At 55.0% G+C, this 16,201-nt stretch carries 16 protein-coding genes; 11 read left to right on the top strand and 5 right to left on the bottom strand.

Translation table 11 applies throughout. The features are described 5' to 3' along the window. Position 1: 1 nt before the first annotated feature. The 7 genes from AC5Q5A_RS06890 to AC5Q5A_RS06860 all read left to right on the top strand — a co-directional run bounded on the left by AC5Q5A_RS06890 (position 2) and on the right by AC5Q5A_RS06860 (position 6,912). Positions 2-625: a TetR/AcrR family transcriptional regulator gene (locus AC5Q5A_RS06890; protein WP_493894782.1), complete on the top strand. Its 624-nt coding sequence runs from the start codon at positions 2-4 to the stop codon at positions 623-625. A gap of 208 nt (positions 626-833) precedes the next feature. After that, positions 834-1,829, top strand: coding sequence for a helix-turn-helix transcriptional regulator (locus tag AC5Q5A_RS06885; protein WP_493894781.1), 996 nt, complete (start codon positions 834-836; stop codon positions 1,827-1,829). Positions 1,830-1,911: 82 nt separating this feature from the next. After that, entirely contained in the window at positions 1,912-2,760 is an 849-nt protein-coding gene (locus tag AC5Q5A_RS06880) for an AAA family ATPase (RefSeq protein WP_493894780.1), read from the top strand. Between the two features lie 5 nt (positions 2,761-2,765). Next, on the top strand, positions 2,766-3,953 hold the full coding sequence (locus AC5Q5A_RS06875; protein WP_493894779.1) for a vWA domain-containing protein: 1,188 nt from the start codon (positions 2,766-2,768) through the stop codon (positions 3,951-3,953). Between the two features lie 125 nt (positions 3,954-4,078). Beyond that, on the top strand, positions 4,079-5,149 hold the full coding sequence (gene glpQ, locus AC5Q5A_RS06870; protein WP_493894778.1) for a glycerophosphodiester phosphodiesterase: 1,071 nt from the start codon (positions 4,079-4,081) through the stop codon (positions 5,147-5,149). Between the two features lie 120 nt (positions 5,150-5,269). Further along, positions 5,270-5,872 (top strand): NAD(P)H:quinone oxidoreductase, encoded by a 603-nt coding sequence (wrbA, locus tag AC5Q5A_RS06865; protein ID WP_493894777.1) that lies wholly within the window; start codon positions 5,270-5,272, stop codon positions 5,870-5,872. A gap of 176 nt (positions 5,873-6,048) precedes the next feature. After that, a complete protein-coding gene (locus AC5Q5A_RS06860; RefSeq protein WP_493894776.1) occupies positions 6,049-6,912 on the top strand; it encodes a pirin family protein in 864 nt (287 codons plus the stop codon). Between the two features lie 117 nt (positions 6,913-7,029). Here AC5Q5A_RS06860 and AC5Q5A_RS06855 read toward each other — a convergent pair whose 3' ends face one another. The 3 genes from AC5Q5A_RS06855 to AC5Q5A_RS06845 all read right to left on the bottom strand — a co-directional run bounded on the left by AC5Q5A_RS06855 (position 7,030) and on the right by AC5Q5A_RS06845 (position 9,442). Further along, positions 7,030-8,016: a hypothetical protein gene (locus tag AC5Q5A_RS06855; RefSeq protein WP_493894775.1), complete on the bottom strand. Its 987-nt coding sequence runs from the start codon at positions 8,014-8,016 to the stop codon at positions 7,030-7,032. A 119-nt stretch (positions 8,017-8,135) separates the two neighbouring features. Further along, positions 8,136-8,921 (bottom strand): anti-sigma factor family protein, encoded by a 786-nt coding sequence (locus AC5Q5A_RS06850; RefSeq protein WP_493894774.1) that lies wholly within the window; start codon positions 8,919-8,921, stop codon positions 8,136-8,138. Further along, positions 8,918-9,442, bottom strand: coding sequence for a sigma-70 family RNA polymerase sigma factor (locus AC5Q5A_RS06845; protein ID WP_231959692.1), 525 nt, complete (start codon positions 9,440-9,442; stop codon positions 8,918-8,920). The genes AC5Q5A_RS06850 and AC5Q5A_RS06845 overlap by 4 nt, the downstream gene beginning before the upstream one ends. A gap of 200 nt (positions 9,443-9,642) precedes the next feature. Between AC5Q5A_RS06845 and AC5Q5A_RS06840 the strand changes: the two genes are divergently transcribed. Then, entirely contained in the window at positions 9,643-10,584 is a 942-nt protein-coding gene (locus AC5Q5A_RS06840; protein WP_493894773.1) for a hypothetical protein, read from the top strand. A 195-nt stretch (positions 10,585-10,779) separates the two neighbouring features. On the opposite strand, the gene AC5Q5A_RS06835 is transcribed toward AC5Q5A_RS06840, so the two are convergent. Further along, positions 10,780-11,994, bottom strand: a complete 1,215-nt coding sequence (locus AC5Q5A_RS06835; RefSeq protein WP_063087614.1) for an NADP-dependent isocitrate dehydrogenase — start codon at positions 11,992-11,994, stop codon at positions 10,780-10,782. A gap of 419 nt (positions 11,995-12,413) precedes the next feature. On the opposite strand from AC5Q5A_RS06835, the gene AC5Q5A_RS06830 reads away from it, so the two are divergent. Continuing rightward, the gene (locus AC5Q5A_RS06830; RefSeq protein WP_167351223.1) at positions 12,414-12,587 is read left to right on the top strand and encodes a hypothetical protein; all 174 of its coding nucleotides are present in this window, start codon (positions 12,414-12,416) and stop codon (positions 12,585-12,587) included. A gap of 82 nt (positions 12,588-12,669) precedes the next feature. Here AC5Q5A_RS06830 and AC5Q5A_RS06825 read toward each other — a convergent pair whose 3' ends face one another. Continuing rightward, positions 12,670-13,311 carry a TetR/AcrR family transcriptional regulator gene (locus tag AC5Q5A_RS06825; RefSeq protein ID WP_493894772.1) on the bottom strand — a complete coding sequence of 214 codons (642 nt, stop codon included), beginning with the start codon at positions 13,309-13,311 and terminating at the stop codon, positions 12,670-12,672. A gap of 93 nt (positions 13,312-13,404) precedes the next feature. On the opposite strand from AC5Q5A_RS06825, the gene AC5Q5A_RS06820 reads away from it, so the two are divergent. Both AC5Q5A_RS06820 and AC5Q5A_RS06815 read left to right on the top strand, forming a co-directional pair. Beyond that, positions 13,405-14,508 carry an HlyD family secretion protein gene (locus AC5Q5A_RS06820; RefSeq protein WP_493894771.1) on the top strand — a complete coding sequence of 368 codons (1,104 nt, stop codon included), beginning with the start codon at positions 13,405-13,407 and terminating at the stop codon, positions 14,506-14,508. Next, on the top strand, positions 14,508-16,088 hold the full coding sequence (locus tag AC5Q5A_RS06815) for a DHA2 family efflux MFS transporter permease subunit (RefSeq protein ID WP_493894770.1): 1,581 nt from the start codon (positions 14,508-14,510) through the stop codon (positions 16,086-16,088). The genes AC5Q5A_RS06820 and AC5Q5A_RS06815 overlap by 1 nt, the downstream gene beginning before the upstream one ends. The last annotated feature ends 113 nt before the right edge of the window (positions 16,089-16,201 follow it).

Raw genomic sequence — 16,201 nt, 5'->3', positions numbered from 1 at the left:
AATGTCAGGACTGCGCGCCCAAAAGAAAGCCGATAAAAACCGCCGTATTCTCGAGGCGGCGACGACGCTGTTTCGCAAAGTCGGATATGACAGTGCGCGCATTGAAGACATCGCCGAAATGGCCGGTGTGTCTGTCGGGACGTTCTATAACTACTTCAAAAACAAGGGCGATATGCTGATGGCCACGGTCTCGATGGAAGTCGAGGAAGTGCTGGCAGCGGGGGATGCCATTATCGCGCGCGAACATGAAGATGTCGCCACGGCCTTGTCCGAACTGATCGGCAAATATTACGACCACTCCCTGACATATCTGTCCAAGGAGATGTGGCGCACGGCGATGTCACTGTCGATTGCGCAGCCCGAAACACCGTTTTCCCAACGCTATACAGCGCTTGATCATCGTCTGTCCAAACAGGTCTGCGATCTGATTCGCGCCTTGCAGGATCGCGGTGCCGTGCGCAAGGATGTAGACTGCGATGCCACAGGCGAGCTTGTCTTTAACAACGTCAACATGATGTTCATCGAGTTTGTCAAAGACGAAGAGATGGATGTCGATGGCCTGAAGGCCAGCGTGGCACGGCAGAATGCCCCGCTGGCATTGCTGATGTCTTGTGATGCTGCCTGAAGCTTACCAGTCTGGCTCAGAAAACAACGCCCGGATCACCCGATCATTCGTCTGACAAGACGCTTGTACAGCCATGCGAAGTTCGACTTGAGGTGCGCGCTGTCACAGACAACCCGTTGATTCCATGATATCAAAGGCAAAATGCTGTTGATCGCGTCGGCGGATGATCGCATCGACAGTCAGGCAAAAATAGTGGAACGGGCAGAGTATGCAGGAGACCGGTCAGAGCGCGGATGACGCGTTTGACATGTTTTCGGATCGGGACAGCGCAGGCGGTATCGGTGAGCTCAGGCTTGCCGATGGTGAACTGTTTGAATTGCCCGGTGTGACCGGGCGTCTGGAACGGATCGATTTCGGTAACGGCATCTGTTTGCACCGTGCGGAATTGAATGTCCGCGAGGATTCCAGATTTGATGTTCAAAACGCTTTGCCGCCGGGCTGGCTTGCCGGATCTGTCAATATTCTCGGCGACCTTGATTTTGATTGCCCGGATGGCAGCAAACACACCATGTCGCCCGAGATTGGATTGATGATGCGCGTCGACCGGCCCGGGACGCGCTATTTTCTGCCTAGTGGACAGGTGATCCGCCATGCCGGGGTTACCATCGGGCTTGATGCGCTGCGTGCCAAGTTTGGCGATGATCTGCCAGCACCACTTGATCCCTATCTGTCCGATGATCAAAGCGTGATTGAAGTCGGGGCGCTTGGGCTTAACAACAAGATCAGAAGCATCGTCAGTGCGATGTTCTCCGCCCAAGCGACCGGCGTTGGGCGCAAGTTCAAGCTTCAAGGTTTATCAACCCTGTTTCTTGCCGAGATGATTGATGCCTATTGCCTGCTGCATCACGATGGCGAAAAGACGCCGGAACCAAGCGTTCTTGAAAAGACGGTGATCGAAGACACGATGGCCAAAATCACTGGCGATCTGGCGGCCGCGGTCTCGGTTGCCCAGTTGGCAGATGCGGGTGGGATGACGGAAAGCCGCCTTAACAGCCTGTTCAAGCACGAGACGGGCAAAAGCTGTGCGGACTTTATCCGCTCCAGGCGGATGGAGCGGGCCCGGGAGTTGCTGGCGTCGCGTGATTTCACTGTCAAGCAGGTCGCAGCAGCGGTTGGCTTTAACCATGTCAGCAACTTTTCACGGTCCTATCGCGACTGGTATGGCGAAAGTCCTGCGCAGGCACTCAAGCGCAATGGCACATAAGCTGTGCGGTGTTTGTTCCCTTGCTCAAATCAGTTGGACGCCCTAGGTTAACGCGAACGTCAACTTGTGTTGCAGGGCAAAAATGAAGTTTCAGGGTACGGAAAATTACGTCGCGACCGAAGATCTGATGGTGGCGGTCAATGCCGCGATCACGTTGCAGCGACCACTTCTGGTCAAAGGCGAACCGGGCACCGGCAAGACGGTGCTGGCCGAGGAAATCGCAAAGTCGCTTGGTAAGAAACTGATCACCTGGTCGATCAAATCCACCACGCGCGCCCAACAGGGCCTTTATGAATATGATGCGGTGTCGCGCCTGCGTGATAGTCAATTGGGCGATGAGCGTGTCCATGACATCGGCAATTACATCGTCAAGGGCAAGCTGTGGGAAGCGTTTGAAGCCGACGGCGAAGCGCCCGTCCTTCTGATTGATGAAATCGACAAGGCTGATATCGAGTTCCCCAATGACCTGCTTCAGGAACTCGACCGGATGGAGTTCTTCGTTTACGAGACCCAGCAGATGGTCAAAGCCATCAACCGCCCGATTGTGATCATCACCTCAAACAATGAAAAGGAATTGCCGGACGCGTTCTTGCGGCGTTGTTTCTTCCACTACATCCGCTTCCCGGATGCAGACACCATGGCTGAAATCATCGAGGTGCATTACCCCGGCATCCAGAAACGTCTGGTGGCTGAGGCATTGAACCTGTTTTACGACATGCGTGATGTGTCGGGCCTGAAGAAAAAGCCCTCAACCTCTGAACTTCTGGATTGGTTGAAGCTTTTGATGGCCGAAGACTTGCCGCCCGAGGCGCTTCGTGCCAAGGATGCCAAAACCGCCGTGCCCCCGATGCATGGTGCGTTGCTTAAGAACGAGCAGGACGTGCATCTGTTTGAGCGGCTTGCCTTCATGGCACGGCGCGAAGGGCGTTAATCCCGATGTTCACCGGCTTTTTCTATAAGCTGAAAGATGCGCGCGTGCCGGTCAGTCTGCGCGAATATTTGACATTGCTTGAGGCGGTGGAAAAGGGACTGGCCGGATATTCGGTGGAGGATTTCTATTATCTGGCGCGGTCCGCGCTGGTGAAGGATGAACGCCATCTTGATAAGTTCGATCGCGTCTTTTCCGAGCATTTCAAAGGCGTGATCGACCTGACTGACGGCATGGATGAGGTCGAGAAGACCGAAATTCCCGAAGAGTGGCTGCGCAAGCTTGCCGAGAAATTCCTGACCGAGGAAGAAAAAGCCGAGATCGAAGCCCTTGGCGGTTGGGAAAAACTGATGGAGACGCTTAAACAGCGTCTGGAAGAACAAAAGGGCCGTCATCAGGGTGGCAATAAATGGATCGGTACGGCCGGGACATCGCCGTTTGGCGCTTATGGCTATAACCCCGAAGGAGTGCGGATCGGGCAGGATAAATCCCGCCATCGCCGCGCGGTCAAGGTTTGGGACAAGCGCGAATTCAAGAACCTTGATGACAGTGTCGAAATCGGCACGCGTAATATCAAGGTCGCCCTGCGACGTTTGCGTAAATGGGCAAGGACCGGGGCGGCGGATGAGCTCGATCTGCCGGGCACGATTACATCAACTGCCCGCCAAGGCTGGCTTGATGTTCAAATGCGCCCGGAACGCCATAACGCGGTCAAGGTGTTGATGCTGTTTGATGTTGGCGGCTCAATGGATGATCACATCAAGGTCTGTGAAGAACTGTTTTCGGCGGTCAAAACCGAATTCAAGCATCTTGAATATTACTACTTCCACAATTGCCCCTATGAAGGGCTTTGGAAAGATAACGCGCGGCGCTGGAACGAACAGGTATCGACCTGGGATGTGATCAATACCTATGGCGCGGATTACAAGCTAGTGATTGTTGGCGATGCGACCATGAGCCCCTATGAAATCACCTATGCCGGCGGGGCGGTGGAACACTGGAATGCCGAGGCCGGTGTTGTGTGGATGCAGCGATTGCTCGATCATTTCGAACATGCCGCCTGGATCAATCCACAACCGGAAAACTGGTGGCGTCATCATCAATCGATCCAGATCATGCACAAGCTGATGGAAGGGCGGATGTTTCCGCTGACTCTTGACGGTCTTGATCGCATGACCGGGGAACTTAACCGCTAGGCCCGCGTTCTTTGCTGTAACAGTTTCATGAAGATTGCACCCTAGACGCGGTGACGCGTTTTTGTGCTGCCAATCCGCGCCTATAGTCCTTGATCACAAAAGGACACTGGATAAGGAAACCCGGGATGCTGATACGCAAAATGATCAAGTCGACAGTACTGGCGATTGGCGGACTTGCCGCCGCAACGCTGATGCCTGTGACAGGTGCGATCAATTCGGCCGATGCGCAGGCACTTGATCAGGAAATGGTGGTGATCGCCCATCGCGGGGCGTCGGGCTATTTGCCCGAACATACCCTGCCAGCCAAGGCATTGGCCTATGGCATGGGGGCGGATTTCATCGAACAGGATGTCGTTCTGTCCAAGGACGGTGTTCCGGTCGTCCTGCACGATATCCACATTGATACCACCACCGATGTTGCGGAAAAATTCCCGGATCGCAAACGTGAAGACGGGCGGTATTACGCGATTGATTTCACCCTTGCCGAACTTAAAACACTTAATGTCACCGAACGGTTCAAGGCCGATACCGGAAAACAGGTCTATGCCGACCGCTTTCCGGCTGAGTTTGCCATCTTCAAGATCCCGACCCTTGAAGAAGAGATTAAACTGATCCGCGGGCTGAACCACTCCACCGGGCGTAATGTTGGCATCTATCCGGAAATCAAGGACCCGGCGTTTCATCGTGCGGAAAGCCAGGACATCGCCAAAACCGTGATCGCGGTGATGGAGAAGTGGGGGTATAATAACCCGGACTCAAATGCCTTTGTGCAATGCTTTGACTGGTCTGAAACCAAGCGTATTCGCCAAGAGCTTAACTATCAGGGCAAGCTGGTGCAGCTTATCGGTGAAAACCGCTGGGGCGCGCCAGAGGGAACCGATTACGATTATCTGAAATCTGACGACGGCATCACCGAGATGGCCAGTGTCGTGGAGGGTATCGGGCCGTGGTTGCCGCAAGTTATTGAAGGTTTGAGCGAGAATGGCACGGCAATCATGACGCCAACCCTGATTGCTGCCCAGCGCGCGCAATTGAAGGTTCATCCCTATACCCTGCGTGCTGATCAGTTGCCGGAATGGGCGGGTGATATGCAGATCGCGCTGAAGGCCATTTTTGATGATGCCGGAATTGATGGCATTTTCACCGATTTCCCTGATCAGGTCGTGCAGTATCTGGCCCGGAATCCAGATGCTTAATCCCGATGCCTGATCGGGTTCGCATCCGATAACGAACAGACTGTTTCCAAGCTGGCCGTTATCAGGGGTGCATTCTTAAGTCACTATGCAAGCCGACGAAATTCAACCAAGGAGGATGACGTGGCGAAAGTACTGGTACTTTATTATTCGATGTATGGTCATATCGAAACCATGGCCAACGCCGTTGCCGAGGGCGCACGCGGTGTTTCCGGGACGCATGTTGATGTCAAACGTGTTCCTGAAACCATGCCCGAAGACATCGCAAAGGGCGCAGGTGCCAAGCTTGATCAGGCTGCCCCGGTTGCCGAGGTTTCCGACCTTCCGGAATATGACGCGATCATCTTTGGTGTGCCAACCCGCTTTGGCAACATGCCAGGCCAGATGCGCACCTTCCTTGACCAGACCGGTGGTCTTTGGGCCGAAGGAAAATTGATCGGCAAGATCGGTTCTGTCTTCACCTCGACCGGTACCCAGCATGGTGGTCATGAAACCACCATCACCTCGACCCATACCACCTTGCTTCATCAGGGTATGGTGATTGTCGGGGTGCCTTACAGCTGTGCTGGCCTGACCAATATGGACGAAATCACCGGTGGTTCGCCTTACGGTGCCGGTACGCTTGCGGGTGCCGATGGTTCGCGTACACCCTCCCAGAACGAACTTGATATCGCCAAATTCCAGGGCAAGCACGTGGCAGAACTTGCCGCCAAACTTGCAGGCTGATTTTCAAGTCGTCTGATCTGATCAAGGCAGTGCAGGGTTCCTGCGCTGCCTTTTTTGTTGCGATTTGATAAACAATCAGGTGCCTGATTGGGTCTTGTTTGGCGACAGTTTTGTGCGACCATGTGGGGTATGAAATGGTGTCTGGCAAGAATGCCGACAGGCAGAGGAGTTTTGAAATGTCTGAGTCTGTGAAAAATGCACGCGGTGTTGAACGTGTCTTGCGCGCGATGGATACATCCGATGGTGCGGGCGTGTCGCTGCGACGGTCTATCGGGACGCCGCAGCTTGATATGCTTGACCCGTTCCTGATGCTTGATTCACTTTCGACCGATAACCCGGACGAATATATCGCAGGCTTCCCGGAACATCCCCATCGCGGCTTTGAAACCGTGACCTATATGGTCGAAGGGGCGATGCGCCATCAAGACAGCATGGGCAACGAGGGCATTTTGCGTTCGGGCGGTGGACAGTGGATGACGGCGGGTAGCGGCATCGTGCATTCCGAAACACCTGAACAGGAAAACGGTCTTTTGCAGGGGTTCCAGCTTTGGATCAATCTGCCGGCAAAGGACAAGATGATCGATCCGCGCTACCAGAATATGGAGCCCGATGAACTGCCGGAAATCTCCCCGGTGGATGGTGCGCAGCTGCGCCTTCTGGCCGGATCGATGCATGGCGCAACCGGCCCGATCAACGGAATTTCGACCGACCCGGTCTTTGTTGATGCCAAACTTGATGCCGGTGCGGAAATCACCGTCCCGCTGCCCGAAGGGCACACGGCGGTGGTGTATGTCTTTATCGGCGATGCGGTTGTTGGCGGCAAAGATGTCCCGACCCATCATCTGGCAATTTTGAAAGACGGTGATGGTGTGACCCTTAAAGGCGGTGCCGATGGTGGTCGCATGTTGGTGATTGCCGCACGTCCGATCCACGAACAGGTCGTGCGCTATGGCCCGTTTGTCATGAGCAGCAAACAGGAACTGATGCAGGCCTTTGACGATTACCAGCGTGGCAATTTTGTTCGCAAGGCCGCGTCCTGACGCCAGAGACCTGATAAAATACGATATAGACGATCTGGCAAAACGCCCTGAGCCACATGAATGGTCAGGGCGTTTTTGAATGTGATTACGTCATCCGTGTTAGGCCCGCATCATATATCAGGTGGCAGGGTCGGTGATCTCATCCTCAAGTACCCAGCCATCATCCGTGCGACAGGCCGATTTGATTTGGCTGCTGGTACGGTTGCGTGCGGTGAGTTCCTGACGATAGGTCCTGCACCAGATACCTTTATCGGTTTGAACTGTCTTGAGCGGGGTCACCGCGATATCAAGCGCACCGATGGATGCTGTTTTCGCATCGCCGGAATTATTGGTTTCAAGCGATTGCTGAACAGTTTTTGCCAAAAGGTCCTGTGCGGATTTTGCAATTTTTGCCGGGGCAGGGCCATATGTCACTAGTTCTTCACTGTGATCTTCGCCGGAATTCCATGAACGGTCACGTTTGACATAAAAGCCGATTTCCGGCGCGTACCACCATTTGGTTGTCTGCATCCACCATTGTTTGTAATAGCGTGAACACTCGATAACGTAGGTGTCAAACGCGCCTGCGGGCACCTCGACCGTTTCGGTTGCGGGTACCGTGCAGGTCAGCCATTGGTCATATTCGTTTACTTCACCGGTGACGGGATCGGTATTGGATGACCGGGTCGAAATACGAACGTGGTCGCCATATTCCAACGGCCAGATATTTTCCGAGCCAGCCTTGAGCATCGTAGAACCCGATCGTTTCTGATCCTCTTCATCGGTGTAGGACCAATCAAGGATCGGGCCGGTGAAATCGCGGGTCATTTCGAAAAGATAGTCACCGCCACCATTCCAGACGATCCGATCCCCCTTGATGTCGGCGACATAAATGGCGCGTCCGCCATCATAGACAAAGGCATCGCCAAGGCCGAATTCAGGCAAGGATGCGGGCGGAAGGGTCGGGCCGGTATTCTCGGTCTTTTCGGCATATTCGCCCAGACCGTCATTGAGGCTGTTTAAAGAATCTTCGAAACTTTCAAGCGTTTGGCACGCTCCGAGCAATGAAAGGCTTAAAACGCAAGAAAGCGCCAAAAACGGGCGCTGGTAGTTCGGCAAATTCATTGTTCTGATCCTGCTTATTCATTTTGTCAGGTCGATAACGTCCTGGTTCTTATCGCTTGGTTGTTGCGGTTGAAAAAACACCGACAGCGACGAGGAGCCCCTCATCGCTGTCGATTTACTTAAAGCTTTTGTTTGGGCAGTGTGTCATCAGAGCTGCCAAGGCCCGGCAGATCGACGCCCGGGATCAGCCGGTAAACTGTTTCCCACTGGCCATCCTCTGTGCGGCAAGCCCGGCCAAAGAACCCGTCAGGGCCACTTTCAAGGCGGTCAGCCGGGAACGTGACATGATATTCCCGGCAGAAACGCGTCCCCTGTCGGAAGGTTCTGAGCGGTTCAATCTTGATGGTGCCGCCACTGTTTTCCGTTGCCCCCAGCGAGACCTGGCGAATATCGCCGCTCAGCGTTTCTTCCAGCGTCATGCTGATTTGTTCATCAAGCAAAGGATTGTTGACCGGCGAATACGAAAACATTTGTGCATCGTTTGATGCCAGGGTGCCAACAGCCGCATCACGGACGTTTTCGTTAAACCAGTTGCCGCCAACAAATGCCAGCAGGACAGCAGCCGCCGCCCCAATTCCAGTCCAGATCGGCGTATTGTTATTTGCAACGGTGCGCGGGCGTGCGTCGACGTCGCTTTTGGTAACGAAGTGTTTTGTCGGTGTCTTTTTCTGATCAAGGATATCTTCGATGTCCTGGGACAGCTGGGGATAAACCCGATCGGCCAGAAGGCGCTCAGACTGATTGCGCAAAACGACCGATTGTCCCGCCATGATGTTGAACTGACGGGTCATGGCCGGGCATTTGGCAATTCTGTCTTCCAGCTCGCGACATTCCGTCGGGGCCAGTTCGCCATCAATATAGGCAGACAGCAAAACGTAGTCGCGATCTTCAAGTTGTTTGCTCATGACGAACCTCTGTAAATGCTGTCTTGGTCTCTTGTCTCGCCGTCATCATCATGCAGAGCGGCGAGTGTTCTTCTGGCTCTGGCGACGCGGCTCATGACCGTGCCATCTGGGATGCCCAGAATGTCGCCGGCTTCGCGATAGCTGTATCCTTCGATCAGGACCAGTGTCAGGGCGGCCCGCTGTTCCTCGGCAAGGGACGCAAGTGCTGCCTGCAAAAACATCCTGTCGGTGCCGCCGTGATTTATGCCCGGAACGGCACTGTCACGTGCATCTTCAAACGAAACCACATTTCCTTGGCGCTGATCGCGGCGTTTTTCGTCAATCCAGCTTGTCTGGATGATCCGGTACAGCCAGCTATCAAGCCGTGTGCCTTGCTCGAACTGTTCGATCCGTTCAACCGCCTTTGCATATGCCGTTTGCACCAGATCCTCTGCCGCGACAGCATCGCGCGTCAGCGATCGCGCAAACCGCAATGCGCGCGGCAGAAGATCTGCAAGCTCTTGTCTTAAAGCAGTGTCCAAACCAGACGTCCCATTCATGATCGCAGGCGCAATTTTTCAGTCTTGTTGAACATATAACGACGGGGCCTTGGTGTTTCTTCCCTCGGCCCCGAAAAAAATATTGTGAAAAATAATTTCGACAGCCGGGAAGAAAATTCGAACTCCGTGCGTTGTCCTGTCAAATGAACGCGAAATTCACTGCTAAGGAAGTGGAGCTGACAATGTTGACCATTAAGAAGAAAAGTCTGCGCAGCAGGATTACGACAGCGGGCATTCTCGGGTTTGGCGCCTTTGCGTTGGTGGTAACGCCCCTCTCGCTTGACCTTTCCCAGTTTGACGTCGCAGGCAAAAGTGCCTTTGCGCAAGGCAAGGGTAATGGCGGCGGCAACGGCGGCGGTAATGGCAACGGCGGCGGCAACGGTGGTGGTAACGGCGGCGGCAACGGTGGTGGCAATGGCGGCCCCGGTGGCGGTGGCGGTAACGGAAATGATGGCCCTGGCGGCGGTAACGGTGGCGGCAATGGCGGCGGAAATGGCCGCAGCGGCCCGGACGGCCCGGGGAACAGTGGTAACGCCGGTGGTGGCAATGGCGGCGGCAAAGGTAATGGTGCCGAAGCACAAGGCAAAGGTGCAGCCGCGCGTTCCAACGCCAAGGGTCTGGGTATGCAGGCCGGGGGCGTTGGACGTGGTGCATCCTCTGCAAGAGAAGGTGTCACTGGTGAAAAAGGCATGCCGCCGGGTATTGCAAATGCACCTGGGCTTGCTGGGGCTTTGCCGCCGGGGATCCAGCGGGTGTTTGGCGCGCCGACCGGTCCGGATGTCGATCCGGATGTCGAACGCGACATTATTACCAAGGGCTGGAAAGAGCTGACCGGGCCTGGCGCAGGTGATGACAGTGATACGCCAGATGATGGCGAGCCGGATACCGGTGATACCGGCGGTGACACCGGGGATACGGGTGATACTGGCGACACAGGTGATACCGGAGACACCGGTGACACTGGAGATACGGGCGACACCACAGGTGAAACGGGTGATGCCGGAGATACGGGCGACACCACGGGTGAGACAGGTGACGCCGGAGATACAGGTGACACGGGTGGTGACACCGGTGACGGAGCAGATAGTGGTGACACCGCCGATACTGATGACACTGCTGCTTAAGACATCCCAGTTCAAAGCAGCTGATCCTGCTTTGACCGCCGCGGCCTGAGCCTGGGCCGTAGCAACTTGCAGCCCCGCCTGGCCCCCCGCCGGCGGGGTTCTTTTTTTCCGGATTTCAGTTTTGATAAAAGAAAACCCCTGCCGGTTTCCCGACAGGGGTTTTCTGATTGGCAAACTGCCGCTTGATCAGATGGATCAGGCCATTGCAGCTTTCAGACCTTCGTCCAGTTTGTCGAGGAACTGGTTGGTGGTCAGCCATTTCTGGTTCGGGCCGATCAGCAGTGCCAGATCCTTGGTCATGAAGCCGGCTTCGACGGTATCGACGCAGACTTTCTCAAGGGTTTCAGCAAACTTGACGACTTCCGGGGTATCGTCGAATTCACCACGATACTTAAGGCCCTGGGACCAAGCAAAGATCGACGCAATCGGGTTGGTCGAGGTTTCTTTGCCCTGCTGGTGCTGACGGTAGTGACGGGTCACGGTGCCGTGGGCTGCTTCTGCTTCGACGGTCTGCCCATCCGGGGTCATCAGAACAGAGGTCATCAGGCCGAGCGAGCCAAAGCCCTGTGCAACGGTGTCGGACTGAACGTCGCCGTCATAGTTCTTACAAGCCCAAACGAAACCACCATTCCATTTCATCGCACATGCAACCATGTCGTCGATCAGGCGGTGTTCGTAGGTGATGCCAGCTGCTTCGAACTTGTCTTTGAATTCTTCCTGGAAGACTTCTTCGAACAGGTCCTTGAAGCGGCCGTCATAGGCTTTCATGATGGTGTTCTTGGTCGACAGGTAAACCGGCCAACCGAGCGACAGACCATAGTTCATGCAAGCACGTGCGAAGCCCTTGATGGAATCGTCAAGGTTGTACATCGACATCGCAACGCCCGAAGACGGGAAGTCGAAGACTTCGTGTTCGATGGGCTCGCCGCCGTCTGCCGGCTGGAACTTGATGGTCAGCTTGCCTGCGCCCGGAACCTTGAAGTCGGTCGCACGGTACTGGTCACCAAATGCGTGACGGCCGATAACGATCGGCTGGGTCCAACCCGGCACCAGACGCGGAACGTTCGAGCAGATGATCGGCTGACGGAAAACGGTGCCGCCAATGATGTTACGGATGGTGCCGTTCGGCGACTTCCACATCTTTTTCAGGCCGAATTCTTCAACGCGCTGCTCATCGGGGGTGATGGTCGCGCATTTAACACCAACGCGGTGTTCCTTGATGGCATTTGCTGCATCAATGGTGATCTGGTCGTCGGTCTCGTCACGTTTCTGAACCGAAAGATCGTAATATTTCAGGTCAATGTCGAGATACGGCAGGATCAGTTTGTTTTTGATGAAGTCCCAGATGATCCGGGTCATCTCATCGCCGTCAAGTTCGACGACTGGATTCTTAACTTTAATCTTGCTCATAGAATACTCCCTTGCTGGCCGCGGCCGACATGCAGCGCGGCTGCCATTCAAGATGGTTAAATCTCTGTCTTCCGGCGCGCGAGGGAGCGCCCTGGCCGCGTCGGGAGCCCGCAACATACAGGAAGCCACCAGAAAATCAAAGAGGGCTGGAATACAACAATGTGATGAGGGCCGCAAAACCCGGAAATCCGGGCATTTCGATCAGGTGAATTGGCGATTTTTGTTGCCAAAAAGATCAATAATCCTGATCGTTTAGGCGAATTTGACGAGAAGTTCGAAAAAACTGTCTATCGGCCTCGCAGAGTTGATTTTTCTGATCCGGATCAATGACCGTTTGATCCGTTAGCCGATATTGTGACCGTATTGCCGGTGGATGGGGGAGACTCCGATTTCCGGGGCGCCATCAAAGGGGAACTGTCATGAACTTGGCAAGTGAAAACATCATTGTCCTGATCATCTGCGTTGTCGGCTTTTGCCTGCTTGGTTTCGGCTTTACCAACCGTGATCGCAACTGGGGCGTTGCGATGATGTGGGTCGGCGTGCTGACAATGCTGGGACCGATTGCCTGGCGGCTGTTGACCTTGTTTGCGTAACCTGCTTTGTCTGGGTGGGCCAAACGGGCAAGGGGATGTTCAGTGCTAGTCGCAGCATGGATTGCGGGCCTGAACGGGTAACTCAGGAAGTCATTTTTTCCGGATCGAGCCCGTGGCCACGCAGAAACATATCGACTGCCGCAATCACATGGCTGCGCAGGTCTTTTTCCTGCGGTTCCCAATCGATATAGGACATTTGCCGGATATCGTAATCCGCCTTGATCAGGCTGGAAAAGAACACGGCAGCTTGCCACGGATTGCCTTTGGGGAAGTTACCATCCGTCATCTGGCGTTCGAAGTAAGACGCAATGTATCGACGCCCCGTCATCAGTCCGCTTTCATAAAAGACCTTTCCCAGTTTCGGGAAGCGGGGCACCTCGGCCAGAAACAGGCGCATATACCGGATGGTGTCGGGCATGGTCAGAAGCGTCATCAGCGTTTCGCCGTAATGGATCAGGGCCGCGCGGAGCGGCAAGTCCGACATTTCAAGGTCGCTCATGACCGATGTGATTCGCCCCGTGCAATCTCGGATGACGGCTTCAAACACGCCATCCTTATTCCCAAACAGCTCATAGATCGTTCGGCGTGATCCCCCGGCCTCGGCCGTGATCATTTCGAGCGTCGTACCGGCAAGCCCATGTTCGCAAAACAATTCCCGCGCCGTTGCGATGATGGCTGCGCGGCGTTTTACGGTTCTGGGATCAATCTTCTTGGTGTCTTGCACAGGGGATTCCGATTCCGGACTTGACGTTTGGTACTGAGTAGTACCATAAATAGACAAATGGTACTGATCAATACCAAAAGGAAAAATCAGGCAATGAGTGTGAAAAAGATCATTCTGCCCCTGATCGCAGCGGCGATTATCGGTGGCGGTGGATATTACGGGTTCTATTGGGTGACCGAAGGTCAGTACCATGAAAGTACCGACAACGCGTATCTTCAGGCTGACGAAGTTGCCGTATCGCCCAAGGTGTCAGGCTATGTTGGCGATTTGCGGGTGGCCGAAAACCAGCCGGTGCGCAAAGGTGATTTGCTTCTGACCATCCGCGATGAGGACTTCCGCCTTGAACTGGCCAAGGCCGAAGCGGCCCTTGAAGCACGCCGCTCGGCCGTCGGCACCATGGAACAACAGATTACCCTTCAGGAAGCCGCAATCAATCAGGCCGCGGCTAATGTTGATATCGCGCGGGTCGAACTGGAACGCACCAGCGATGATTTCAAGCGTTATGACGATCTGGTCAAAAAGGGTGCAGCCAGCCGCCAGAAATTTGATTACGCCAAGGCCGATCGCCAAACCGCAAAGGCTGAGGTTGCGGCGGCCAACGCCACATTGGCCGTCGAAAAAGGCCGTCTTGGTGTTTTGCGCGCCCAGAAGATCGAGGCTGAGCGGGCTGTGAAACAGGCCGAAGCCGCACGTGATCTGGCGCAACAGGCGCTTGATGATACCAGGATTTTTGCGCCGTTTGATGGCGTGGTTGGCAATCGGTCGGTTCAGACCGGTGCATTGGTCCAGCCGGGTGAACAGCTTTTGGTGCTGGTGCCTTTGCCGGGTAACTATATCGTGGCCAATTTCAAGGAAACCCAGATCAGCCACATGGCACCGGGGCAGAAGGTTGCGGTTGAAGTTGATGCCTTCCCGGATGCCGAGATTGTTGGCCATATTGCAAGTTTTGCCCCGGCAACCGGTGCGCAATTCAGTCTGCTGCCCCCGGAAAATGCCACCGGAAACTTCACCAAAATTACCCAGCGTGTACCGGTTCGGATCGAACTTGATGACAGCAAATGGGCCAAGGCATTGCGACCGGGGCTGTCGGTGGTGGTCAATGTGGATACCCGCAATGCCAGTGGCGAAGAAGAAGTCGCCGGTGTTGGTCTTGCGCAAGGGATCGTCCCGACGGCGGAACTTTCGGAGCTTAACTGATGGCAGCCGTCAGCCCGACAACAGCGCCGCAATCCGAAACGCGCCCGATGGAAACCGCCCAGTTTGTTGGCTGGGTGGCGATGGTTGTCGGCATGTTTCTGGCGATCCTTGATATTCAGATTGTTGCAAGTTCGCTTGAAAACATTCAGGCGGGATTATCGGCAAGCCCCGATGAGATCGGCTGGGTTCAGACCAGTTATCTGATTGCCGAGGTTGTGATGATCCCGCTTTCGGGGTTCCTTTCGCGCCTGATGTCAACGCGTTGGCTGTTCGTGATTTCTGCAATTGGCTTTACCGTGATGTCGGTGGCGTCCGCCTTTGCCTGGTCGATTGAAAGCATGATCTGGTTTCGCGCCATGCAGGGCTTTTTGGGCGGGGCGATGATCCCGACCGTGTTTGCCACGACCTATATCATTTTCCCGCCTGATAAACGCAATGCCGCCTCGGTGATGACCGGGTTGATTGCCACCATGGCGCCAACCATCGGCCCAACCCTTGGCGGGTTTCTGACCCAGTCACTGTCCTGGCACTGGCTGTTTCTGATCAACGTTATTCCCGGACTGATGATTGCCGCCGTTGTTGCCATGACCTTGCGGGTGGATCGCGGGGATATCGGCCTGCTTAAGGGATTTGATCTGCGCGGTCTTTTGTCGATGGCGGTGTTTCTGGGCAGCCTTGAATATGTCCTTGATGAAGGGCCCAAGGATGACTGGTTTGATGAAACTGCGATCATTTATGGCACCATCACATGCGCCCTTGCCGGGATTTATTTCTTCTGGCGGATGTTTACCTATGACAAGCCGATTGTGGATCTGAAATCCTTTGCCGATCGCAACTTCACCATGGGCTGCGTGTTCAGCTTTACGCTGGGTGTCGGGCTTTATGGCAGTGTTTATCTGATGCCGCTGATGCTGGGTCGGGTGCGCGGCTATGACAGCCTTGAAATCGGCGTGGTCATGGCGGTGACCGGGATCAGTCAGTTCCTGTCTGCCCCGATTGCCGGGAAAATGACGGCGAAATATCCGCCGCGTGTGGTGCTGGGCATTGGGCTTGCGTTGTTTGCCACCGGCCTTGCCATGCACGGTTTTAACACCAGCGAGGTTTCGTTTAACGAGCTGATCTGGCCGCAGGTCGTGCGTGGGGCGGCATTGATGTTTTGCATGTTGCCGGTGACCAACCTGGCACTGGGCACCTTGCCACCCGAAAAGATCAAAAACGCCAGCGGGCTTTATAACCTGATGCGGAACCTTGGCGGGGCGATTGGTATGGGGGCGATCAATACGCTGCTTGATAAGCGGATCGATTATCACTTCTCGATCCTGTCAGATCACATCAACCCGGCCAGTACGGCGTTCAAGGAGTATCTTGCAACCCTTACGGCCCGGTTTAGCCAGATGGGTCTTGCCGATCCGCATGCCGCGGCGATGAAATCCATCGTTAATATCGTCACCCGCGAGGCGTCGATCATTTCATTTAATGACGTCTATCTGGCGATGGCGACTGCCTTCCTGATTGCCTTCCTTTTGCTGCCACTTGCCAAGTCGCCCCGGGCTGAGCCAAGCGTTGATGCCGCGCATTAAAGGTTATTGAAAAGGCGCGCCAAGGACACAAGAACAAGGTCGCACACAGTTCCCCCCGACCCCGGCAAGCATATGCTTGCGTGCGACCTTACCGGCCCCTGCATTGCAGGGGC

This window comes from Thalassospira sp. CA1, from assembly GCF_059052855.1.
Note: the sequence above shows the minus strand (reverse complement) of the source record. Positions and strands in the feature narration are given on the sequence as shown.